This window comes from Ruegeria sp. BF10 (assembly GCF_056538725.1).
On record NZ_JBQFTR010000001.1, the window covers coordinates 1,528,551 to 1,550,901 of the forward strand.

21 protein-coding genes and 1 tRNA gene are annotated in these 22,351 nt (G+C 56.8%); 11 read left to right on the forward strand and 11 right to left on the reverse strand.

The annotated features are described in order from the left end of the window. The first annotated feature begins 25 nt into the window (after positions 1 to 25). The 4 genes from metA (at position 26) to ACR0DJ_RS07790 (ending at position 3,533) form a co-directional block, all read left to right on the forward strand. Positions 26 to 943, forward strand: a complete 918-nt coding sequence (metA, locus tag ACR0DJ_RS07775) for a homoserine O-acetyltransferase MetA (RefSeq protein WP_425078169.1) — start codon at positions 26 to 28, stop codon at positions 941 to 943. Beyond that, entirely contained in the window at positions 933 to 1,886 is a 954-nt protein-coding gene (locus ACR0DJ_RS07780) for an alpha/beta fold hydrolase (RefSeq protein ID WP_480684436.1), read from the forward strand. The genes metA and ACR0DJ_RS07780 overlap by 11 nt, the downstream gene beginning before the upstream one ends. Positions 1,887 to 1,935: 49 nt before the next feature. Then, entirely contained in the window at positions 1,936 to 2,805 is an 870-nt protein-coding gene (gene ppk2 / locus ACR0DJ_RS07785) for a polyphosphate kinase 2 (RefSeq protein ID WP_480684437.1), read from the forward strand. A 113-nt stretch (positions 2,806 to 2,918) separates the two neighbouring features. Further along, complete coding sequence (locus tag ACR0DJ_RS07790; RefSeq protein ID WP_170344749.1) at positions 2,919 to 3,533, forward strand: TetR/AcrR family transcriptional regulator; 615 nt, start codon at positions 2,919 to 2,921, stop codon at positions 3,531 to 3,533. 5 nt (positions 3,534 to 3,538) lie between these two features. Here ACR0DJ_RS07790 and ACR0DJ_RS07795 read toward each other — a convergent pair whose 3' ends face one another. Continuing rightward, entirely contained in the window at positions 3,539 to 4,597 is a 1,059-nt protein-coding gene (locus ACR0DJ_RS07795) for an adenylate/guanylate cyclase domain-containing protein (RefSeq protein WP_257600613.1), read from the reverse strand. After that, a complete protein-coding gene (locus ACR0DJ_RS07800; RefSeq protein WP_170344571.1) occupies positions 4,594 to 4,962 on the reverse strand; it encodes a group I truncated hemoglobin in 369 nt (122 codons plus the stop codon). Before ACR0DJ_RS07800 ends, ACR0DJ_RS07795 begins: the two co-directional genes overlap by 4 nt. Before the next feature lie 403 nt (positions 4,963 to 5,365). On the opposite strand from ACR0DJ_RS07800, the gene speB reads away from it, so the two are divergent. Further along, positions 5,366 to 6,340 carry an agmatinase gene (speB, locus tag ACR0DJ_RS07805; RefSeq protein WP_170344750.1) on the forward strand — a complete coding sequence of 325 codons (975 nt, stop codon included), beginning with the start codon at positions 5,366 to 5,368 and terminating at the stop codon, positions 6,338 to 6,340. 34 nt (positions 6,341 to 6,374) lie between these two features. On the opposite strand, the gene ACR0DJ_RS07810 is transcribed toward speB, so the two are convergent. The 7 genes from ACR0DJ_RS07810 to ACR0DJ_RS07840 all read right to left on the reverse strand — a co-directional run bounded on the left by ACR0DJ_RS07810 (position 6,375) and on the right by ACR0DJ_RS07840 (position 14,605). Then, a complete protein-coding gene (locus tag ACR0DJ_RS07810; RefSeq protein ID WP_480684438.1) occupies positions 6,375 to 7,595 on the reverse strand; it encodes an aminopeptidase P family protein in 1,221 nt (406 codons plus the stop codon). Positions 7,596 to 7,757: 162 nt separating this feature from the next. Further along, a complete protein-coding gene (locus ACR0DJ_RS07815; RefSeq protein ID WP_425078165.1) occupies positions 7,758 to 8,969 on the reverse strand; it encodes an ABC transporter permease in 1,212 nt (403 codons plus the stop codon). A 5-nt stretch (positions 8,970 to 8,974) separates the two neighbouring features. Further along, on the reverse strand, positions 8,975 to 10,249 hold the full coding sequence (locus tag ACR0DJ_RS07820) for an ABC transporter permease (RefSeq protein ID WP_170344574.1): 1,275 nt from the start codon (positions 10,247 to 10,249) through the stop codon (positions 8,975 to 8,977). A 70-nt stretch (positions 10,250 to 10,319) separates the two neighbouring features. Continuing rightward, on the reverse strand, positions 10,320 to 11,411 hold the full coding sequence (locus ACR0DJ_RS07825) for an extracellular solute-binding protein (RefSeq protein ID WP_171204651.1): 1,092 nt from the start codon (positions 11,409 to 11,411) through the stop codon (positions 10,320 to 10,322). A 103-nt stretch (positions 11,412 to 11,514) separates the two neighbouring features. Then, positions 11,515 to 12,615, reverse strand: coding sequence for an ABC transporter ATP-binding protein (locus ACR0DJ_RS07830; protein ID WP_425078164.1), 1,101 nt, complete (start codon positions 12,613 to 12,615; stop codon positions 11,515 to 11,517). A 137-nt stretch (positions 12,616 to 12,752) separates the two neighbouring features. After that, positions 12,753 to 13,463 (reverse strand): maleate cis-trans isomerase family protein, encoded by a 711-nt coding sequence (locus ACR0DJ_RS07835; protein WP_480684439.1) that lies wholly within the window; start codon positions 13,461 to 13,463, stop codon positions 12,753 to 12,755. Further along, on the reverse strand, positions 13,460 to 14,605 hold the full coding sequence (locus ACR0DJ_RS07840; protein ID WP_480684441.1) for a M24 family metallopeptidase: 1,146 nt from the start codon (positions 14,603 to 14,605) through the stop codon (positions 13,460 to 13,462). The genes ACR0DJ_RS07835 and ACR0DJ_RS07840 overlap by 4 nt, the downstream gene beginning before the upstream one ends. A gap of 194 nt (positions 14,606 to 14,799) precedes the next feature. Here ACR0DJ_RS07840 and ACR0DJ_RS07845 point away from each other — a divergent pair, with 194 nt between their 5' ends. Further along, entirely contained in the window at positions 14,800 to 15,984 is a 1,185-nt protein-coding gene (locus ACR0DJ_RS07845) for a M24 family metallopeptidase (protein ID WP_480684442.1), read from the forward strand. Positions 15,985 to 16,017: 33 nt separating this feature from the next. Here ACR0DJ_RS07845 and ACR0DJ_RS07850 read toward each other — a convergent pair whose 3' ends face one another. After that, positions 16,018 to 16,860, reverse strand: coding sequence for a LysR family transcriptional regulator (locus tag ACR0DJ_RS07850; RefSeq protein WP_425078160.1), 843 nt, complete (start codon positions 16,858 to 16,860; stop codon positions 16,018 to 16,020). 106 nt (positions 16,861 to 16,966) lie between these two features. On the opposite strand from ACR0DJ_RS07850, the gene ACR0DJ_RS07855 reads away from it, so the two are divergent. From ACR0DJ_RS07855 to ACR0DJ_RS07875, 5 genes are read left to right on the forward strand one after another with little or no spacing between them, the layout of a single operon-like run. Then, entirely contained in the window at positions 16,967 to 17,566 is a 600-nt protein-coding gene (locus tag ACR0DJ_RS07855; protein WP_480684444.1) for an amino acid synthesis family protein, read from the forward strand. Next, on the forward strand, positions 17,538 to 18,326 hold the full coding sequence (locus ACR0DJ_RS07860) for an alpha/beta fold hydrolase (protein ID WP_480684445.1): 789 nt from the start codon (positions 17,538 to 17,540) through the stop codon (positions 18,324 to 18,326). Before ACR0DJ_RS07855 ends, ACR0DJ_RS07860 begins: the two co-directional genes overlap by 29 nt. Then, positions 18,323 to 19,240 (forward strand): flavin reductase family protein, encoded by a 918-nt coding sequence (locus ACR0DJ_RS07865; protein WP_480684447.1) that lies wholly within the window; start codon positions 18,323 to 18,325, stop codon positions 19,238 to 19,240. Before ACR0DJ_RS07860 ends, ACR0DJ_RS07865 begins: the two co-directional genes overlap by 4 nt. 3 nt (positions 19,241 to 19,243) lie before the next feature. Then, positions 19,244 to 20,278, forward strand: a complete 1,035-nt coding sequence (locus tag ACR0DJ_RS07870; protein WP_480684449.1) for an LLM class flavin-dependent oxidoreductase — start codon at positions 19,244 to 19,246, stop codon at positions 20,276 to 20,278. A 9-nt stretch (positions 20,279 to 20,287) separates the two neighbouring features. Beyond that, positions 20,288 to 21,766 carry an aldehyde dehydrogenase gene (locus ACR0DJ_RS07875; protein WP_480684450.1) on the forward strand — a complete coding sequence of 493 codons (1,479 nt, stop codon included), beginning with the start codon at positions 20,288 to 20,290 and terminating at the stop codon, positions 21,764 to 21,766. A gap of 368 nt (positions 21,767 to 22,134) precedes the next feature. On the opposite strand, the gene ACR0DJ_RS07880 is transcribed toward ACR0DJ_RS07875, so the two are convergent. Then, a tRNA-Ser gene (locus ACR0DJ_RS07880) sits at positions 22,135 to 22,224 on the reverse strand. Between the last annotated feature and the right edge of the window lie 127 nt (positions 22,225 to 22,351).

Sequence of the window (22,351 nt, forward strand, 5' to 3'; positions counted from 1 at the left end):
CACTGATCTCTTAGAAGCCTGACATATGCCCATCAAAATCCCATCGGAACTGCCTGCTTTTGACGTCCTGACCAAAGAGGGCGTCATGGTCATGGACGAAGATCAGGCAATGCGTCAGGACATCCGCCCGCTGCGCATCGGTTTGCTGAACCTGATGCCCAAGAAAATCCAGACCGAAAACCAGTTCGCGCGTCTGATCGGGGCAACCCCGTTGCAGATCGATCTGTCTTTGATCCGCATGACCGAACACCGGACCAAGAACACCGCCGCCGAGCATATGTCCGAGTTCTATCGCCCGTTTCAGGAGATCAAGGATCAGAAGTTCGACGGCCTGATCATCACCGGTGCCCCGATCGAGCATCTGGAATTTGGTGATGTCACTTATTGGGATGAAATCTGCGAGATCTTCGACTGGACCCAAACCAACGTACATTCCACTTTTGGTGTGTGCTGGGGCGGGATGGCGATGATCAACCATTTTCACGGTGTCAAAAAGCACATGCTGGACGCAAAAGCCTTTGGGTGTTTCCGGCATCGTAACCTGGATCCGGCGTCTCCGTTCCTGCGGGGGTTCTCGGATGACTGCGTCATTCCGGTCAGCCGATGGACGGAAATGAAACAGGATGAAATCGATCGCGCACCCGGGCTGAGGACCCTGTTGGGCAGCGACGATGTCGGCCCCTGTCTGGTCGAAGATCCCGGCCATCGCGCGCTGTATATCTTCAATCACTTCGAATATGACAGCGACACGCTGAAACAGGAATATGATCGGGACGTCAGCAACGGCACGCCTGTCAACGTACCTATCAACTACTATCCCGACGATGATCCATCCAAAACGCCGCAGAACCGGTGGCGCAGTCACGCACATCTGCTGTACGGAAACTGGATCAACGAAATCTATCAGACCACGCCTTTCGACATAACGAAAATTGGCCACTAAAGTTCTGATATCCCTTGGCTTGGCCGTTCTGGGCCTTGTCATACTGACAACCTGGCGCAGCGCCCGGAACGAAGCGCTGGCCGAGGCTTCTTTCCCCCCCGAAGGTCGTCTTCTGGATGTGGGCGGCATCGCCGTACACGCCGTGGTCATGGGGGACGGTCCCGATGTTGTTCTGATCCATGGCTCCAGCGGGAACACGCGTGACATGACCTTCGCGCTGGCCCCCATTCTGGCCAGGTCATACCGTGTGATCGTTTTTGACCGACCGGGCCTGGGCTATTCCGAAAGCTTCAACCCGGATGGCGAAACCCTCATTGAACAGGCGGATATCCTGCAACGGGCGGCGGCTCAGCTTGGTGCGATAAAGCCCATAGTGGCCGGGCAGAGCTATGGCGGATCGGTCTCGCTGGCCTGGGCCGTGACCCGACCCGAGAATATCTCGGCTCTGGTTCTGATCGCTCCGGCCGCTATCCCATGGGAAACACCTTTGGATGGGTTCAACCGGCTTGCGTCAACCACGGCGGGCAATGTGCTGGCCTTGCCCCTGATCAGCTCTTTCGTGCCCGAATGGTACGTTACGCAGGCGTTGGACAAGGTGTTTGCACCGCAAACGGCACCGGAAGGCTATGCCGAACATTTCGGGCCCGGGCTGACGATCCGGCGTGGTTCGATGCATGCAAATGCCAAGCAGCGCGCAAACCTGCTGGACGAAATTACCCGTCTGCAACCCAGATATGGCGAGATCTCCGTTCCGACCGAGATCATTCACGGAACGGCCGACGACACCGTTGGTCTTGAATGGCATTCTGAACGTCTGATCGAACAAATCCCCGGGGCCGAGTTGATCGAGTTACCGGGTATCGGTCATATGCCGCAGGTGGTCGCAGCACCCGAAGTTGCCGCCGCGATAGATCGCGCGGCGCAGCGCGCGGGTTTGCGTTAGCCCACGCTCTAATCCATAGTCAGATATGGATTTTATCGCGAGGTGACATATGGCCCGGTCAGGAAAAGGTTCAATCGAGAAGTATTTTCGGAAAGACGCGCCCAAATCTGTACGGGAAGAGATTCAAAACGCGAAAAAGGGCGATATCCTGAACCCGACTTACCCGTATTCCGAAAAAATGAAGACCAAGGATTATGATGAGCAGATGGACCTGCTTCAGATTGAATTGGTCAAAATGCAATCCTGGGTCAAGGAAACCGACCAGCGGGTTGCCATCATATTCGAAGGCCGCGATGCCGCGGGCAAAGGTGGCACCATCAAGCGGTTTCGCGAAAACCTGAACCCCCGCGGCGCGCGCAATGTGGCTCTCAGCAAGCCGTCAGACGCCGAACGCAGCCAATGGTATTTCCAGCGCTACATCCCCCATCTGCCCGCCGCAGGAGAGATCGTGTTCTTTGATCGCAGTTGGTACAACCGAGGCGTCGTCGAGAATGTCTTTGGTTTCTGCACACAGGAACAGCGTGAGCGGTTCTTTCGTCAGGTCCTGCCACTTGAAACGGGCCTGGTGAATGACGGCATCCATTTTTTCAAATTCTGGCTCAATGTCGGTCGTGCAGAACAACTGAACCGTTTTCTTGCGCGCGAAAACGACCCTTTGAAGCAATGGAAGCTCAGCGCGATCGACGTGGCCGGGCTGAGCAAATGGGACGAATACACGCAGTCGATCTCGGAAACCCTGACCCGATCGCATTCTGATGCCTGCCCGTGGACAATTGTCCGTTCTGACGACAAAAAACGCGCACGCCTTGCGGCCATCCGAACGGTTCTGCATGCCTTGGACTATGATGAGAAGGACAAGAAGAGTATCGGCGAGGTTGATGCCCGTATCTGCGGTGGCCCGGACGTGTGGGAGGCATAAAATGCTGCTCTGCCCTGCCCTGTTGATGCCATCACGAGCATGTATTGGACGACAATGCATCGGTGGTCTATGTCCTTGTCTTCCAACACCCAATCAATGCACCTGAGGCCGGGATGACGAAACGCGGTTATCACCACGGAAACCTGAAGCAAGCCCTGATCGAGGCAGCCTTGTCCCTGATCGAAGACAAGGGCCCAACCGGTTTCACGTTGTCCGAGGCCGCAAAAACTGCCGGTGTAACGCCTGCCGCCGTCTACCGTCATTTTCAAGGGCGCGAGGACCTGATCGCCGAAGCCGCACGGCAGGGGTTTGAAATGTTCGCAGACCTGATGCAGTACGCCTATGACGAGGGACAGCCTTCAGCCCTTGCGGCTTTTGAAGCAACGGGGCGTGCTTACCTGGCCTTTGCGCGCAAAAATCCCGGGCATTACATCGCCATGTTCGAAAGTGGAATATCCCTGAACCGCACGCCCGAATTGTCCCTGGCCGCCAATCGGGCGAAGTCCGTTCTTGAAAAAGCGGCCGCGGACCTGTCCCAGCATATTCCGCCGGAAAAGCGCCCGCCCGCGTCGATGTTCAGCGCCCATATCTGGGCGATGAGCCACGGAGTCGTCGAGCTGTATGCCCGAAACACCGGCGCAACTTCGCCTTTTCCCCCCGAAGATTTGCTGGAAAGCGGTATCGGCATCTACCTGCGCGGTCTGGGTCTGATCCCTCAGGATGAGTGACGCGGTCAGAACGAACGACTGCCCTGCGGCATACTCAAGCCCGATGTCACGTTGATCAGATCCATCTCACCCATCCCCTTGATATCAACGCACCCAAGCTCCGAGACCTGAAACTCGTCGATCAGGGCATATTTCATCTCTTCCGGGGCCACGATGTTCATGGGGTTGGCAAAGACCTGCAACCGGGATGCGATGTTCACGGCAGGGCCAAACACGTCATAGACATATTTCTGAATGCCCACGACCGATCCGACCGCCGCCCCCATTCCCAATCCGATCCGGGCCTGCCACTTGTGCGGATGGCTTTCGTTGCGGCGTTCAAGATAGCGCAGGAACCTTACCGCACAATGCGCCACGGCGGTCGCATGATCCGGTGTGGGATCGGGCATGCCCGACACGGCCAGATAGGCATCGCCAATCGTCTTGATCCGCTCACACCCGAATTGTTCCACGATCCGGTCAAAGGCCGTGAAGATGTCGTTCAACTCACTCAAGGTGACTGTCGGGTCGGTCTTGGCCGCAAAATCCGTGAACCCGACAAAATCCAGCATCACCACCGAAACCTGCTGATACAGCTGCGGTGTGACAACGCCGAACGTCTTGAACTCTTCATACACCGCTCGTGGCATCAGGTTCAGCAACAGCCGTTCCACCCTCTCCTTTTCGCGCTCAAGCTCTCGGGTATTTCGCTCGACCATGGTGGAATAGCTGTCGATCATGCTTTCCAACTCGCGAATGCGGGTGATGTTCTGACATTCAACGATCAACACCTGTTCGGACAATCCGCTGGCCAGCGAGACCGTGACCGCAAAGATCAGTGTCCTTCGCTTTGGTTTGATCTGCAATTCGACCGAGTACCGAAGGCCGGACTGCTTTACATCCTCCAGTTCCTTGGGGTCGAGATCCGACAGAACGTCGCTCAAGGCGCTGCCCTTTTCAGGAGTACCGAACCATTCCGTGAAAGGCCCGTTGTAAAACACGAATTGCAGGTCGGATGCGCGCACCACGGCGACGCCCACTCCGATCGCACGCAGCAATTGTTCGTTTATTGCAAGAATGCTCATGCCGCATTCCGGGCGACGATGATAGAACGTTTTCCCTCGATCGCGTTCAGCGCAGTTTTGATGTCGCCGTCCGACATACCATGCTGACTCAGCGCGTCGCCAAACAGCTCGGCCATGACGTCGAATTCATTGTGCGAAATGTTCAGATGCCGATGAACTGCTTCGATCCTGTCATCACTGAAAGATGCGGGCCCGCCAATCAAGGACGAGACGAACTTGGTTTGATGGTCGATCAAACGCGGCATATCAATGTCTTCGAAATGATGGCCGATCTCATCCGAATCCAGCGCCATTTCATAGAAGGTCATCACGACCCGGCTGATCGTTTTGAAACCGCCATATTTCTCATAAAGTGTCTGTGCCACACGAATACCCGCGCGTTACCAATCAATAACCCCACAACTCTATATCAAATCGATATTTTTGTTAACGCTTATGATTTTCTGGCCGGGAAGGATCAAAAACCGTCTTTCCGCACAGGAAAACCTGCCAGAGCATCACTGAGACCGAAACAAAGCTTTCATACGTTCTTTGGGGATGGGAAACGAAGGAAAGGCAAACCATCAGCGGGATTGTCTTTTGACTGATCTTGAAGCGCTCTGATGGGCTGGGCCGGGTCAGTTTTGAATGCAAGCCAGCCCGCCCTTCTGGAAGAAAGCTTCCTCTGATACCCTCAGTAACCCGCCATCAAAGAGAATTTAGTTTCAATACGGCGTGTCCTCATGTTCACATGCAGAAGATGTGGCACAACCATTGAAAGGACCAAAAGTGCAGGAACATGGATATGCGTCCGGGCGCCTGAATCTACCTTTCGTCGGAATATCGACCTTCGCGAAATCTCCATATGTCGAAAACTGGGACGGAATTGAGGCCGATGTTTGCGTGCTCGGCGCGCCGTTCGACTTTGGAACGCAGTGGCGCCCCGGCGCCCGTTTTGGTCCTCGGGCCGTTCGAGAGGCATCGACCCTTTTCAGTTTTGGCCATGCCGGCGCCTATGATCATGAGGATGACGCAACCTATCTGGATAGCTCGGTTCGGATCGTCGACCTGGGGGATGCGGATATTGTCCACACCAAGACCGAGGCGAGCCACGAGAACATAGCCTTTGGTGTGCGAAAGATCCTGGAGGCCGGGGCACTTCCGCTGGTGATTGGCGGTGATCACTCGGTAAACATCCCCTGCATTTCCGCATTTGAAAGCAACTGCGCCGAAAACGGACCGATACATGTCGTTCAAATCGATGCGCATTTGGACTTTGTCGATGAACGTCATGGCGTCACCAGCGGGCACGGAAACCCCATGCGCCGCGCGATAGAAAAAGACTATGTTTCGGGGATGACCCAGTTGGGTATTCGGAACGTTTCGTCCACGTCCAAGGAAGGGTATGACGACGCGCGTGCGCGCGGATCGGATATCCTGTCGGTACGGCAGGTTCGCAGATTGGGAACACAGGCTGTTCTTGACCGCATACCCGAGGGAAAACGGTACTACGTGACTATTGATATCGATGCGTTCTGTCCCTCGATCGCACCAGGAACGGGAACCCCCAGCCACGGAGGGTTTCTGTACTATGACGTTCTGGAGATTCTTCAGGGGCTGGCGAAAAGAGGTGACGTGGTCGGCATCGATCTTGTCGAAGTGGCCCCTGCCTACGATCCCACCGAAAGCACTCAGATTCTGGCGGCGCAGCTTCTGCTGAATTTTCTGGGTTTCATATTTCACGAACGTGCCCGGCGCACGTGATAAGCGGGTGGAGCCAAAGCTCCACCCCAAAGCATCAGGCGCCGATAATGTTGTGCCCCGGTCCGTAGGGGAATCCGGTGATGTTTTCGGCTCCGTCTTCGCCCACCACCAGAATATCGTGCTCTCTGTAGCCGCCCGCACCGGGCTGGCCTTCGGGGATCCACAGCATCGGCTCGATCGAGACCACCATGCCGGGTTCCAGCACTGTATCGATGTCTTCGCGGAGTTCCAGACCGGCCTCGCGACCATAGTAGTGGCTCAGAACACCAAACGAGTGGCCATAGCCGAAGGACCGATATTGCAGCAGGCCTTCGTCGGCAAAGAACCGGTTGATCTCGGCGGTGATACCGGAACAGGTGGCACCGGGTTTGATCAGGCTTAGGCCAAGTTCATGTGCGGCCACATTGGCCTTCCACAGGCGCAGACTGTCGGCATCCGGCTCGCCCAAAAACAAGGTCCGTTCCAGGGCGGTGTAATAGCCCGAAATCATCGGAAAGGTGTTCAGTGACAGGATATCGCCTTTTTGCAACGCGCGTTTGGTGACCGGATTATGGGCGCCGTCGGTGTTCAAACCCGATTGAAACCAAACCCAGGTGTCACGGTATTCGGCTTCCGGGTAGGCCCGCGCGATTTCCACTTCCATCGCGTCTCGGCCGGCCATCGCAATTTCGATTTCGGTTGCGCCTTCGCGAATTGCGGCATGGATCGCAGCACCACCCACATCGGCAGTACGGGCACCGCCTTTGATCAATTCGATTTCTTCAGCGGATTTGATCATCCGCGCGGCCATGGTGTCGGCCGCGATGTCAACCAACTCAGGCTCACCCAGCATGTTCAGCGCCGTGTCGCGCGCCGCAAGCGTCATGTGGTCGCCTTCGATGCCGATCCGTTTTGCATTGTCGATCAGGCTCGCAACTGCACGCCAGTAGTTGTCGCGCTTCCAGTCGGTATAAATCACGTTGTCTTCAACCGACCGGCGCCAGGGTTGCCCGGCATCAATATTGGCGGACACGGTGGTGCAACTGTCCTGGGTCACAACGCAGCCATAGGGGCGCCCGAACGCACAATACAGAAAGCCTGAATAATAGGCGATATTCTGCATCGACGTCAGCAGCACCACCGGGATATCCCGCTGGGCCATGATGGCGCGCAGCTTGCCAAGACGGCGGTCATACTCGGATTTGCTGAACGGCAACGGGGCCTTTTCACCATTGTGGCAGGTGAAGAACTGAGGGCGGTTAGAAATGTCAGTCATCCTTGGTCTCTCATCTATGCCGGGCGTGCATTTCCCGGCCACATGTCCCGGCGTTCAGGACAGGCGGTCTCGGGGTCCGAGAGCCGATCACCTCCGTAGTCGCCGCGACGCCATCGCAGCGGAGATGAACAGGTGAATCGTTAGATCAGACGGTTTGCTGCGTCAAGCAGGCGAAAGACCCCGCAGACGTTCGGATCGACGCCGCAACAGTTCGACCGTCGTCAGCAGAGCAATGGACAGGACCACAAGGATTGTCGCAACCGCAAGAATGGTTGGACTGATCTGCTCCCGCAGGCCGGTGAACATCTGCCACGGCAAGGTCTTTTGGCTGGCAGAGCCTACAAACAGCACCACGACCACTTCGTCGAATGATGTGATAAAGGCAAAGAGACCGCCAGATATCACACCCGGCAGGATCAACGGCATCTGAATCTTGAAGAAGGTTCGCACCGGTCCCGCGCCCATATTGGCCGCCGCCCGGGTCAGAGATCGATCAAAGCCCACCAGGGTCGCCGTCACGGTAATGATCACAAAGGGAATACCCAAAACCGCGTGGGCCAGGATGACTTTCAGATAACCTACGAAGTTCTTGTTCATGCCCAGCGTACCTTCGAGGAAGCGCCCGATATCACTGTAGAAAAAGAACATGCCCGTCGCCGAGATGATCAGCGGAACAATCATCGGCGATATCAGGATCCCCATGATCGCACGGCGCCCGGGAACGTGAGACTGGCTGAGCCCAATGGCGGCCAGCGTTCCCAACGTTACCGAAATAACCGTCGCAATCGGCGCGATGATCAGCGAGTTCTTGAAGCTGCGCTGCCATTCGTTGTTGGTGAAGAAATCTCGGTAATGCTTCAGCGAATAGCCTTCCGGATCCAGCCGCAGCATCTCGGGGGTGAATGTAAAGAAATCCTCTGCGTTGAAAGACAGCGGCAACACCACAAGGATCGGTGTGATCAGGAAGACGAAGATCGCACCACAGATCACGCGAAACAGGTAGTGATAGAAAACCTGTTGTGCCGTGAGGTATGGCAGCAACTTGCGCCGATACCGCCCCTCATACAGCCAGAAGATAAACCAGGCAAAAAACCAACCGCCGAGCAGCCCCAATACACCACCCATCAGCCCGGCCACTATGAAACCCACGACACCGAATCCGATGATATTGATCCAGCGTGCGAGGTTTTCGTTCTTCACGATGTTTATGTAGACCCAAGCCAGCCCCGCGATCAGGACGGCTCCGCCCAGTATGCCCAGAAGGACCGAACCATTTCCGGCCCCGACGAAAATACCGGCAAATGCCCCGGCAAGTGCGACACTGGGCAAAACCATGGACATAGGTTTGCGGGATATCGGTGTCAGTGCGGCCATCTTGATTATCCCAACTTCACGTTATCGATGCCCACGATCTTGTCGTAGACCCAGTAGAGCAGCAGCACGACCGCCAGAAGGATCGTACCCAAGGCCGCGGCCAGCCCCCAGTTAAGTGAGGACGAAATGTGATAGGCGATCCGGTTCGAGATGAAGACACCCTTTGTGCCGCCCACGATCTCGGGCGTGATGTAGTACCCAATTGCCAGAATGAACACGAGGATCGAACCGGCCCCGATCCCGGGCACGGATTGCGGGAAATAGATACGCCAGAATGTCGTCCAGTTCGTCGCGCCCATGGATTTGGCCGCACGCGTATAAGATGGCGGAATGGTCTGCATCACCGAATACATTGGCAGGATCATGAACGGCAAAAGGATATGCGTCATCGCGATGATGGTGCCGATCTGGTTGTTGATTATGATCAGCCGGGCATCATCAGCGACCAGACCCAGCCAAACGAGGGTATCGTTAATAACCCCCTGTTGCTGCAACATGACCTTCCACGCGGACGTTCGCACCAGAAGAGACGTCCAGAAGGGCAAAAGGACCAGTATCATCAACAGGTTAGACACCCGCATCGGAAGTGTCGCCAACAGATAACTGACAGGGTAAGCAAGCAGGATACAAGCGCCCGTTATCACGAGCGACATGAACAGAGTACGTCCGAAAAGCTTGATCAGGATCCGCTTGTCTTCGGGTTGGGCCTGCGCGCCTTCCGGGGTTCTGCGCATATCGACGGCATTCAGGAAGTAGCCATTGGTAATCGCCGGTGAGTGGGTCTTGATCACGCGCCAGGTTTGCGGATCTCCCCATCCTTCGTGAATCTCGATCAACTTTTCCTTGAAAGGCCCATCCGTTTCAGGATCCAGTTTTTTGATCTGACGCCCGGATTTGCGGAACAGCGAAGACATACCTGTTTCTTCATAGTTCAGACGCGAACCAAGGCGAGTGTGTTCTTTGTTTTCGACCGCAACGACCATATCGCGAACGAAAGCATCGTAAACCGCTTCATCCGGAAGCTCGCCGCTTTGAGCATCCCAACCCTTCAGAGTTTCCACAGTAAGTGGAAGGGTTTCCGACACCATGCTGTTTTCCACCGAACGAAACAGCATCGACGCAATCGGCACGATGAAGGAAAACATGACGAACAGCAGAAGCGGAGCGACGAGCATCAACGCCCGCAATTTCTGCCGCCGCAGTGAACGTGCCAGCGATTGCTTGAGCGGCGTTCCGTCCGCTGCCAGCATCGGCCCTGCATTTTGGCTTGCGTCAGTCATCTGTGCCCCTTGGCTCTGCTTGAGTCTGAGGGCGGCGAGCCGCCCTCGACTTTTTCATGAAAACGCGCGCTTATTGCGCCAACCAAGCTTGGAACTTGGCTTCGATGTCGTCGCGGTAATCCGCCCAGAACTCGTAGTTGTAAAGGAACGTGTTCTTGGCGTTTTCCGGATCGGTTGGCATATGGGGCGCCATATCGATACCCAATTCGGCATGCTTACCCACCAGCGGAGCCGACGATGCACGGGCCGGACCGTACGAGATGTACTTGGCCTGATCCGCCAGACGCTGGGTATCGGTCGCGAACATGATATAGTCCAGCGCGCGCTGCTGACGCTCTTCGCTCAGACCAGCAGGGATGATCCAACCGTCCAGGTCAAAGATTTGCGCGTCCCACAACATGGCAACGGGCTGCTTCTGCTCTTCGATCACGCTGAACAGACGACCGTTATAGGTCGAACCCATGACGATCTCGCCATCAGCCAGAAGTTGCGGTGTATCCGCACCAGCGGACCACCAGACTACGCTGTCTTTGATCGTGTCGAGCTTGGCAAGCGCCTGATCCTGTCCTTCCGGAGTGGCCAGAACGTCATAGACATCGTCCTTTGCGACGCCATCGCACAACAGGGCCCATTCCATGTTGTTGATCGCACGCTTTTCAAGCGAACGCTTGCCCGGATAGGCTTCCAGGTCAAATACGGCGCAGACATCGCTGGGCGGAGTGTCTCCGACCAGATCGGTGCGGTACCCGAAGGTGGTTGAATATACGATCTGTGGGATAAAACAGTCGCTGACCAAAAGGTCGCCGAAATCTTCGGAGGCAGGTGTGCCATCCGGCGCCGGCGCAAGCTGGGTGTCAAAGTCGATTTCCAGCGCAAGACCTTCGTCACACAGACGAATTGCGTCTGCGGCCACAACATCAACCACATCCCAGGTGATGTTGCCGGCTTCGTTCATCGCGCGCAGTTTCGCAACTGCTTCGGCCGAGCTGTCATCATTCAGGATGGTGACACCTGTCTTTTCCGAATAGGGCTCGTGATACGCCTTAAGCTGCGATTTGGAATAAGCGCCGCCCCAGGAAACGATCGTCATTTCCTCTGCGAATGCACCGCCAGCAACTGCCCCAAGTGCCGCTGCTGTCAACAATGTTTTGGTTGTCTTCATGAATTGCTCCCAGTTTTTCCCGTTTATGTGTGTGGTCGGCTGATGCACGGGTTTTCACCAGCCGGTCCCTCAGTGAGGTCGCGCTTGTTCCGCGCGACTTGGCCTATGCGTCGAGCGCACGACAATCCTGAGCCAGCCAGCCGATCTCGATCTCCTGCCCCGGGGACAGGCGGATTGCGTCTGGCGCGTTCCGGGTCTTGACGATGAACTCATCATTTCCGGCAACGGACATGCGGAAACGGAACACGTCACCCATGTAAATGAATTCCTTGACGGTTGCCTTCAGCGTATGTGCATCGGCGTGCAGGCGATCCTTGTTGAATTCTACCCGCTCGGGCCGGATCGATACTTTTGTCCGTTCGCCGGGTTCGCGAACATTGATCGGAACAGCGTCAATTTCCGAGCCATCATCCAGCTGGACGAGGCATGTATCGCCATCGATCGTCTTGATGACGCCTTCCATTGTGTTGTTTTCCCCGATGAACTGCGCAACGAAGCTGTTTTCGGGTTCTTCATAGAGCTGATCGGGCGGTGCAAGCTGCTGAATGCGGCCATCGTCGAACACGGCCACACGATCCGACATGGTCAATGCTTCGGTCTGGTCATGCGTTACATAGACCGTGGTAATCCCCAGCTCATGCGCAAGACGCGTGATTTCGAACTGCATATGCTCACGCAGTTGTTTGTCCAAAGCGCCCAGAGGTTCGTCCATCAACACCAGTTCGGGTTCAAAAACCAAAGCGCGCGCCAAGGCTATTCGCTGTTGTTGACCGCCAGACAACTGAGCCGGGCGTCGCCCACCAAACGCACCCATCTGAACCATGTCCAGAGCACGTTGAACCTTTTCCTCCCGTTCAGACTTGCCCAATTTGCGGACCTCCAAAGGGAACGAAAGGTTTTCGGCCACCGTCATGTGTGGAAATAGTGCATAGTTCTGAAAAACCATGCCAATCCCGCGCTTGTGCGGCGGGATATTATTGATGGGTTTCCCATCAAGAAGAATTTCGCCATGGGTCGCGGTTTCGAATCCGGCAAGCATCATCAGGCAGGTTGTCTTTCCAGACCCGGACGGCCCGAGCATGGTCAGGAATTCGCCTTTTGGCATTGCAAGGTTGAGATCTTTGACAACGAGATTCTCGCCATCATAAGATTTTTGTACGCGTTGAAACTCAACAAACGCGGCATCGGTATTTGTGTCGGTCACAAGACCCCCTGTTGCGTCAAATGATTATCCGAGAGTTGCGGATTTCATTGATCTGTAGTCAGCAGTTAAGACCATGCAGTGGGCACTTGGCAACAATAGATGACGCAATTACGAATTTTCATGTCATATTTGCTGCTTCACTCAGCAAGATTGAGGCGGCACATATGCCATGCAAGGCTTTGATTACTTGAAAGAACAGGCTTGCCAATCCGCTTGCGAATCTCGGGGATGGCTTCAATCGTGCGCAGATTGGTACAGCTGAGGAAAACCGCTTCCACCGATGGATCAGATCCCAGTTTCGTCGCGGCTTCGATCACGGACTGCACCGAAATCCGAGCAACCTTTGCCTCTTCGGCCTGCCCGAATGTCCCGAAAACATCCATGGTTATCCCGTTTTCTGAAAACGCGGCTCGCAGCGGTGCGTTGACCTCTTCGACATAAGGCGACAGAAGCGCAAACTTCGACACCCCAAGATCCGCGGCACAGGCCGTGGCCGCGCGCAAAGGGTTTGTTACCTCTTTTGTATTGCACGACTGTTTGACAAGTTCCTCCACACGCTCTGATCCAATGACCGAACTTGCCGACGTGCAGCCATAACCCACCACCCGGAAAGGACGCGCGCTGGGCAACAATCTTGCCGCTGCCGGCAGGGCCTCTTCCATCTCGGCCAGGCTTTCTGGTGTCACTTCGATGCCGCTGGGTATCCGTGTTACAAACAACGGGTTTTTCCGGTCCGAGAAATACGCGCTGAATTCCGGCTCAATCGTCTCGTCGACCTGAAGTACGATCAATCCAAGCGGCGGGGTTTGCGGGTCGTCTTCGTCAAGCGTGTAAGGCACGTAGGTCATAGCTCGATCATCTCCGGCCCGATACGCGGGCTGATAAAGCGCGGGGCTTTGTCTGTTACGACGATGTTTTCTTCGTGAACCAATATCTTGTCACCAACCGCAATACCAGGCTCCAGGGTCAGCACCATGCCAGGCTCAAGAACGGTCTTGTCCGTCGGGATGAGGGACGGCCATTCAGTCAAAGACATGCCCAACCCGTGCCCCAGCCGACCGGCATCCGTGCCTTCGGATGCCTTGGTCAGCACCGTGTTCATGGCATGAAACAACTCTGCGGCCGTTGCGCCGGGCCGGGCGATTTCGAATGCAGCATCTGACGCGTCTATCAGCCTGGCATAAGCAGATTTCACGTCGGGACTTGCTGGGCCAACCGACCAGTTGCGATCGAAGTCACTGAAGTAACCATCCCAGACCAAGCCGGTATCAAGCATCAGTACATCGCCATCTTTCAAGGGGGACGAAGACGCCGGCGAAATCACGTCAGAATAACCGCCCTGCTCTGCCCCACCTGCGAGATACGGCACCCAGTCGGCACCCTCTTCCAGACACAGTATCTGGAAACCGCGAAATACTTCATCCAAAGGCACGCCGACCCGTGCAATCTCGGGAACGCGCGCGAACGCGCGACCAGCTATGGCGCATGCAGTTTCGATCTTGGTGATTTCTGCACCGGATTTGACCATGCGAAGCTGGCGCAAAATACCCTGATCTCCGGTGATGCAGCGCGAACCGAGCCTGTTTCGCAGGCGTTCAATGTCCGACAGGGGCATACGCGCGTGCGTCTCGTGACCATCGGGCATTCCGATACGGCCGTTGGCGGGCGTCAGTTCCGTCAGGGCATCCGTCAAAAGCGAGACGCCGTCATCCTGAAGGTCGGGTGAGCTCCACGTTCGGATGTCGTCGATCCAGGTTTGCCCCATCAATGAGGCGCCGATCGAGGGGATGACCGCGACCGGTTTGCCAGCCGCAGGCAGGATCAGGAACCAAGGGCGGGTCGGGCTTTCCCAGAATCTGGTCAGGTATCCGGTAAAGTAGCGCACATCGGTTTCCGTGGTCAGCAGCAGCGCCGACAGGCCCGCGGCATTCATCAACACCTGTGCGCGTTCGGTACGCGCGGCAAATTCTGCTGGCTCGAACCCTCTCATCCGGCGACCTCAGCGGTGATGCGTCGCATGCGGGCTGAACCGTTGAAACGTCGCAGCCTGAATGGCCCGGTCTTTCGGCCCGTTCGATGTGAATTGATATCGGTTTTCATGCAGCCCCCCGAGTTTTCGCTCGTTGACGTGAGCGGATCGGTAGGGTTCTGTCAACCAAAGTCTATTGTTGACCGGAGGCGCCAATGACCCACTCTGATCCAGCCTTCAGCCGGGCGGAATATGATCGTCGTCTTGCCAAGACCCGAAAGGCGATGGCCGCAAAAGGAATTGACTGCCTTTTTGTCGAAGACCCTTCGAACATCGGATGGCTCACCGGGTATGAGGGCTGGTCTTTTTACGTTCACCAGGGTGTCTTGATCTTTCTTGACGCGGACCCGATCTGGTGGGGGCGCCGGCAGGATGCAAACGGTGCGCTGCGCACGGTGTGGATGGGGGACGATCGGGTTTTCGGATACGCCGATCACTTTGTGCAGTCGACCACGCGGCATCCTATGCAGGATCTGGCCCAGCTTATTGCGGACTGCGGACACGGCCGCAGCCGAATTGGGGTGGAGCTGGACAATTATTACTACTCGGCCAAAGCCCATATTACACTGACAACGGAACTGCCCGAGGCGACGCTGATGGATGCAACGGCCTTGGTCAACTGGCAACGGGTCGTGAAATCCGACGAAGAAATCGCCCTGATGCGCAAGGCGGCCCGAATTTCAGAGTTTGTGACTGACGGCGTGCTTGAACGCGTTGAACCCGGCCTGCGCAAGAACGAGCTGGTCGCACAGATATACCATGACGCGATAACGGGCGTCGGGGATGACTGGGGGGATTACGCGGCCATCGTACCACTTTTGCCGTCCGGCTCAGACGCCGCCGCGCCGCATCTGACCTGGAATGGAGATGTGTTCAAATCGGGTGAATGCACCTTCTTCGAACTCTCCGGCTGCTATCGCCGATATCATGCTCCGTTCTGCCGGTCGGTATTTCTGGGTCAACCGCCTGATCATCTTAGAAGGGCCGAGGCGGCCTTGGTCGAGGGGTTGGAAGCGGGTCTGGAGGCTGCGCGCCCCGGCAATCGCGCAAAAGATATCGCCAAAGCGCTGGCGGCGCCTCTCGAACGTGCAGGGATCGAACGCGGTGCCCGCTGCGGCTATCCTGTCGGCCTCAGCTATCCTCCGGACTGGGGCGAGCGCACGATCTCGTTGCGGGGCGAAGACAATACGATCCTCGAAGCTGGCATGACATTTCACTTTATGCCCGGGCTATGGATGGATGATTGGGGGCTTGCGATCACCGAGACCATCCTGATCAAGGAAAACGGCCCCGCAGAGTGTCTGTGCAAACGACCACGCAAAATATTTGTCAAGCCCTGACAGGTGCACGAACGATTGCAGGCCCGCGCCGGATCAAACCCGTATCTGTTCAAGCAACCAGTCACGAAACAATGCGGCCGCCGGATTGCTGGCGTCGGCGGAAAGATAATACCCTTCGTTGCATTCGACAGTGCTGTCATGTGCGCTTTCGACAAGACCGGTTGCCATCGCATGTTTCGCCAGAAACTCGCTGATCAGGGCAACCCCGCTGCCATGAACGGCCAAATGAAGCGCCATGCCGAACGTATCGACGAAAACAGCAGGCTGCCGTTGCACGCCCTGCTTGTCGAGCCACGTTTTCCATCCACTGGACGTGCCGACTGCTTCTATCAGGGGAAGGTCAAACGGATCCCCGGCAAGCGTCGGCGCCTTGACAGCGACAAGCCTGTCAGGTCTCAGGCGCTCGGCCCCCCTGCCCACTTGTTTTTCTGACCCGAACCTGACCTGAACATCAGCTTGCGACGCGTGAAAATCGTCAGGCCAGATTGCACTGAGCAGCCGCACGCTGATCTCTGGATTGCGTGCGGTGAAGTCCGCGAGGTTTGGGGCGATGACCCATTGCGCGACGCTGACAGATGTGGCCACCGTCAGGACATCTCCTGGTGCGCTTGCGTCGGCCCTTCCGGCGGCGGCGGCAAGCGCCTCAAGCGCGCTGCCGACTTCGGGCAACAGTTTTCGCCCGGCATCCGTCAGGGCCAGACTGCGCGGATGCCTTACAAAAAGTGCTGTCCCCAGACGCATCTCAAGGGATTTCACCTGCTGACTGACGGCCGATTGGGTCAGGCCGATTTCCTCGGCAGCCGCAGTAAAACTCAGGGTCCGGGCTGCTGCCTCGAAGGATCGGAACCAGGTCAGCGGTGGAAGTGATTTTCCCATTGATCAAGTTAGCCATTAATCTTTCTAATGCGAAAGCACATAATTCAATCATTTGTCAAAAACCACACCCGTTTCTACCTTCTCCCAGCGCGACAGGAGAGGTGTGATGAAGCCGGAAATACGCAAGATTGTTACCTACGACGAGGAAGTTCTTGTCGAGGGATTTCGCCCTGCGGAAATCCCATGGCGCATGTTTGCCGTGGCCGCAGTGATTACCAATCCCTGGGCGGGTCGATATGTCGAAGACCTTAAACCGGAAATCCACGCATATGGCCCCGTACTGGGAAAGATGATGACGGACCGCATGATCGCGTTGGCCGGCAGTGGTGACGCAATCGAAGCCTATGGCAAGGCAGCCATTGTCGGGCTGAACGGCGAGGTCGAACACGCCTCGGGCATTATTCATACCCTTCGGTTCGGCAACCACTACCGGCAGGCGGTCAGCGCGAAATCCTATCTGGCTTTCACAAACACGCGCGGCCCCGCGAATGCGCCGATCATGGTTCCATTGATGGACAAAAACGATGCCGGGCGGCGTTCTCACTACCTGACCGTACAATTCTCGATCCCGGACGCACCACGCGACGATGAAATTGTCGTCGTATTGGGGGCCGCAACCTCGGGCAGACCGCATCACCGCATCGGCGACCGGTATCAGGATCTCAAGGATTTGGGCCATGACGTGGACAACCCGGCCGCGGTCTGAAATCGGCGGGCTGGCCGCGATCCAAACTGGCGCAGGTCCGGACATCCTGTTGCTTCACGGGGTTGGCCTGCGGGCCGAAGCCTGGAGCGCGCAGTTGGACGGGTTGGCCTCTGAAGCGCGCCTGACAGCGCCGGACATGCCCGGTCACGGGGAAAGTCCGCTTGGCTTTATCGGCACGGAACTGTCGGAATACAGTGATGCTGCAAGGAATGTGCTGGGCAGTCTGAACGGGCCGGTCCTTGTTGTCGGCCACTCGATGGGCGCGATGATCGCGTTGGACCTTGCCGCCAAGGCACCAGATCGGATTTGCGGCGTCGTGGCAATGAATGCTGTTTTTGAACGCAGTGCAAAGGCAGCGCAGGCCGTTCAGGAACGTGCTGCGGGACTGGATGGTGAAACACCGGTTGATCCAACCAGCACGCTGCGCCGGTGGTTTGGTGACATCGGTTCGCCTGAACGTGATGCCTGCCGCGAATGGCTGACGGCCATGGATCCGGCGGCTTACAAGCTGGCCTATACGGTTTTTGCCCAAAGCCAAAATCCGCGGCGCGGCGCGTTGGAGAAACTTGGCTGCCCCGCGCTGTTCATAACCGGCAGTCAGGAGCCGAACTCCACACCACACATGTCGCGTAGAATGGCCGAAGTCACCCCGAACGGACGCGCCCTGATCATCGATGGGGCGGCCCATATGATGCCGATGACACATGCAAGTCAGGTCAACGCCGCCATCTCCAGCTTTCAAAGCGAGGTGCAATCATGACCGAACTCGACCCCCGCGACCTTCGGCGGGCATTTGGCAAATTCATGACCGGCGTGACCGTAGTTACCACGCGCAACGCCTCTGGCATGGCCCTGGGCTTCACGGCGAATTCCTTCACTTCGGTTTCGCTCGACCCGCCGCTGTTGATCGTCTGCCCTGGCAAGAACTTGTCTTCCTACGGCGAATTCTCGGCCTGCACCCATTTCACGGTGAGTGTTCTGGCCGAGGGGCAAGAGGATGTGTCCAACACCTTCGCCAGCTTCAAAGGTGATCGGTTCGCCAAAACCGACCATAGCCTTGACGCGCGCGAGATCCCGTTGATCACCGGCGCGGTTGCGACATTTTCCTGCCGGACCCATCGAGTGGTCGAGGCAGGAGACCATTGCGTTTTGATCGGACAGGTCGAAGCCTATTCCCACAACGACCGCCCGGCGCTGGGCTACGCGAACGGGCGGTACTTCAGCCTTGGTCTGGAACGCGGCGCGCTTGAAGCGACGGGGCGCAGGATCGTCTGTGGCGCAATCATCGAACACGAAGGTCGCGTGCTGCTTGAAAAAACGGATGCCGGTTTCAGGCCGCCGCAGGTCACATTGTCCGACCGGCGACAGTTGCGGGACAGCCTTTGGCAGGATCTGCATGATCGAGGCATCGACGCAAATCTCGGCGTCGTCTACTCGGTCTATGACGATGCCACAGCGCATCATGTCTACATATTGGGCAATGCACCGGACCTTCCCAAACACGGCAAGCTTGAGGCCGTCGCGATTGAAGACCTGGCGGCCCTTTCCTACACGACGACGCCAATCACCACCATGATTTCCCGTTTTGCGCTGGAAAGCCGAACCCGCGACTTCTCACTTTATCTGGGCAGTGCGCAGCAGGGCGACGTGCACAGCTTTTCTGAAAGGACCTGATGGATGGAGTTTTCCCTTTTTGCACACATGGAGCGGCTGAGCCCCGATCAACCCCATGAGAAGCTGTATGAAGAATTCATCGCGCTGTGTAAAATGGCCGATGAGGCGGGAATGCGTGCCGTCTGGACCGGTGAGCACCACGGGATGGACTTTACGATCGCGCCCAACCCTCTGATGTCTTTGGTAGATATCGCACATCACACCAAGAATGTGCGGCTTGGCACCGGTACAGTGGTTGCACCGTTCTGGCATCCGATCAAACTGGCCGGCGAAACGGCTGCGGCGGACCTGATGACAGGCGGCCGTATCGAGCTGGGCATCGCCCGCGGCGCCTATTCGTATGAATATGAACGGATGATGCCGGGAATGGATGCATGGGATGCTGGCCAGCGCATGCGAGAAATCGCGCCGCTTTTGCCCCGGCTGTGGGAGGGTGACTGTGCCCATGATGGAGAGTTCTTCAAGTTCCCTGCCACCACCTCGGCCCCCAAGCCGGTGCAACCCGGAGGGCCGCCCATCTGGATCGCGGCGCGGGATCCGAACAGTCATGAATTCGGTGTGCAGAACGGCTTTAACATTCAGGTCACACCGCTCTGGCAGGGCATGCATGAGATTGAAACGCTGATGGGCCGCTTTGAGGATGCCTGCGCAAACTATGAGGGGCCGCGCCCCAAGATCATGCTTCTGCACCACACCTATGTTGGCAATGACGATGCTGATCTGGATCGGGCCGCTCGGGAATTGTCTTGCTTCTACAACTACTTCGGGGCCTGGTTTCAAAACAAGCGGCCGGTCCGGCAGGGCTTGATCCAGAAGCTGACCGACGAAGAGATGGCGGCCAATACGATGATGGCCCCGGAAAACCTGGCTCGCGATCTGACTATCGGAACCGCAGATGGTGTCACGGAACGTCTGAAACGCTATGAAGATCTGGGCTATGATGAGTATTCGTTCTGGATAGACAGCGGTATGAGTTTCGAACGCAAACGCGCATCGCTGGCCCGTTTCATCGACGACATCATGCCAAAGTTTCAGTGAGGATCGATGATGCATCAGAAACCACATTTCCAGCTTTATATCGACGGCGCGTGGACCGAAGGGGCACACGGGCAAGTGATGCATTCGCAAAACCCGGCGACGGGCCAAGACTGGTCCAGTTTCGCCTGTGCCGCACCCGAAGACGTGAACCGCGCCGTGTCCGCGGCGCGTCGGTCACTTGATGATCCCGCGTGGCGCGACATGACGCAAACCGCACGCGGCAAACTGTTGTTCAAACTTGCGGAACTGATCGAGGAAAACGCCAGTCACCTGGGCCAGCTTGAGACCACAGACAGCGGCAAGCTGCTTGCCGAAACCGCAAGCCAAACAGCCTATGTCGGTGACTATTATCGATATTATGCAGGGCTCGCGGACAAGATCGAAGGAGCGGTTCTTCCGATCGACAAACCGGACATGCACGTCTTCACCAAGCGCGAACCGATTGGCGTGGTGGTCGCTATCGTCCCCTGGAACGCACAGATGTTCCTGACCGCAACCAAGCTTGGCCCCGCGATGGCGGCAGGATGTCCGGTCGTGTTGAAGGCCTCTGAAATTGCGCCCGCTCCGATGCTGGAATTCGCACGGCTGATCGATGAAGCTGGCTTTCCGCCAGGTGTCGTCTCTGTCATTACGGGGGATGCCGAAAACTGCGCCATCCCGCTTACCCGGCACCCGGACGTGGACCGGATCGCATTCACCGGCGGCCCGGAAACAGCGCGCCATGTCGTGCGCAATTCGGCTGAAAACTTTGCGGTGACCACATTGGAACTGGGCGGGAAATCCCCGATCATCGTTTTTGATGATGCCAATCTGGATGGCGCCGCCAATGGCTTGATTGCGGGAAATTTCGGCGCCTCGGGTCAAAGCTGCGTGGCCGGCTCGCGCGGATTGATACATCGCCCGGTACTGGAAGCGCTTGTTGACAAGATCGAAGAGAAGATGAAGGGCATCGCAATCGGAGATCCATTGGAAACGGCCACCCATATTGGCCCGCTTTGCACCACTGATCAGGTGGAAAGAATTCAGGCGACTTTGGCGAAAGCCACAGAACAAGGCGCACGCATCCGCTTCGGGGGAAAACCTCTGGACCGGCCGGGCAACTTCATGGCCCCTACGCTGGTGGAATGCACGAGCGCAGAGACAGAGACGCTGAAGGTCGAAATGTTCGGCCCCGTGATGTCTCTGCTGCCATTCGATACGGAAGAGGAAGCGATCACATTGGCCAACGACTCGCAGTTCGGGCTTGGGTCCGGCGTTTTCACTGAAAATGTCGCCCGCGCCCACCGGGTTTCATCCCGTCTGAAATCGGGAATTTGTTGGATCAACACGTACCGCGCAGTGTCCCCGATTGCTCCGTTTGGTGGCTACAACCAATCCGGCTATGGCAGGGAAGCAGGAATCGAGGCCATTCACGATTACACAAGGACCAAAACCGTCTGGCTGAATACGTCAGAGCAGCCAATGTCGAACCCGTTCGTCATACGCTGACAAGAGTTTGTTTCAGTGTCCTTTTGAAAGCGCAGGTCTTGCGCTTGTCCATCGCACCAAGCTCTCTGAGCCCAGCTCGTTATGATGCAAGGACTTGTGGTTTCGGGGCGGGTTTCCAAGCACCCGTACGGCGATCTTAAGCCCATTCGAACAGACCATCTTATGATGGGTTCCAAATACGGCATACGCATTCCCGGCAATGCAGGAGAGACAGTCCAAAGATACAAACGGGGTTATCTCCGGCGCTTCATGGACGCCATCGAAGTCGGCGATGACCTGGCACGCATAAGGGGCGGTGAGCTAGGATAGAAACGGCAGTGGTTGCTCGACAAGTCGAGCGCTCAGCAGTTCCCTGATTCACTTTGGAATGGCGGAGAGACAGGGATTCGAACCCTGGAGACGGTTTCCCGCCTACACACTTTCCAGGCGTGCGCCTTCGACCACTCGGCCACCTCTCCGTGCCGGCGATATTTGGACGAATGCAATCGGATTTGCAAGGCCCCAATTCTGCGAATTCAGGGGAATGGCTTAAATAATTCTGTACACCCACAGAGGGATGACAAGAGGCCGACGCATGCTGGGATC

What these genes read in the sequence shown, in the direction of transcription:
- metA (WP_425078169.1), top strand. Translation starts at nt 26, where the DNA reads ATGCCCATCAAAATCCCATCGGAACTGCCTGCTTTTGACGTCCTGACC.
- ppk2 (WP_480684437.1), top strand. Translation starts at nt 1,936, where the DNA reads ATGGCCCGGTCAGGAAAAGGTTCAATCGAGAAGTATTTTCGGAAAGAC.
- ACR0DJ_RS07790 (WP_170344749.1), top strand. Translation starts at nt 2,919, where the DNA reads ATGACGAAACGCGGTTATCACCACGGAAACCTGAAGCAAGCCCTGATC.
- ACR0DJ_RS07795 (WP_257600613.1), bottom strand. Translation starts at nt 4,597, where the DNA reads ATGAGCATTCTTGCAATAAACGAACAATTGCTGCGTGCGATCGGAGTG.
- ACR0DJ_RS07810 (WP_480684438.1), bottom strand. Translation starts at nt 7,595, where the DNA reads ATGACTGACATTTCTAACCGCCCTCAGTTCTTCACCTGCCACAATGGT.
- ACR0DJ_RS07815 (WP_425078165.1), bottom strand. Translation starts at nt 8,969, where the DNA reads ATGGCCGCACTGACACCGATATCCCGCAAACCTATGTCCATGGTTTTG.
- ACR0DJ_RS07820 (WP_170344574.1), bottom strand. Translation starts at nt 10,249, where the DNA reads ATGACTGACGCAAGCCAAAATGCAGGGCCGATGCTGGCAGCGGACGGA.
- ACR0DJ_RS07825 (WP_171204651.1), bottom strand. Translation starts at nt 11,411, where the DNA reads ATGAAGACAACCAAAACATTGTTGACAGCAGCGGCACTTGGGGCAGTT.
- ACR0DJ_RS07835 (WP_480684439.1), bottom strand. Translation starts at nt 13,463, where the DNA reads ATGACCTACGTGCCTTACACGCTTGACGAAGACGACCCGCAAACCCCG.
- ACR0DJ_RS07840 (WP_480684441.1), bottom strand. Translation starts at nt 14,605, where the DNA reads ATGAGAGGGTTCGAGCCAGCAGAATTTGCCGCGCGTACCGAACGCGCA.
- ACR0DJ_RS07845 (WP_480684442.1), top strand. Translation starts at nt 14,800, where the DNA reads ATGACCCACTCTGATCCAGCCTTCAGCCGGGCGGAATATGATCGTCGT.
- ACR0DJ_RS07850 (WP_425078160.1), bottom strand. Translation starts at nt 16,860, where the DNA reads ATGGGAAAATCACTTCCACCGCTGACCTGGTTCCGATCCTTCGAGGCA.
- ACR0DJ_RS07855 (WP_480684444.1), top strand. Translation starts at nt 16,967, where the DNA reads ATGAAGCCGGAAATACGCAAGATTGTTACCTACGACGAGGAAGTTCTT.
- ACR0DJ_RS07860 (WP_480684445.1), top strand. Translation starts at nt 17,538, where the DNA reads ATGACGTGGACAACCCGGCCGCGGTCTGAAATCGGCGGGCTGGCCGCG.
- ACR0DJ_RS07865 (WP_480684447.1), top strand. Translation starts at nt 18,323, where the DNA reads ATGACCGAACTCGACCCCCGCGACCTTCGGCGGGCATTTGGCAAATTC.
- ACR0DJ_RS07870 (WP_480684449.1), top strand. Translation starts at nt 19,244, where the DNA reads ATGGAGTTTTCCCTTTTTGCACACATGGAGCGGCTGAGCCCCGATCAA.
- ACR0DJ_RS07875 (WP_480684450.1), top strand. Translation starts at nt 20,288, where the DNA reads ATGCATCAGAAACCACATTTCCAGCTTTATATCGACGGCGCGTGGACC.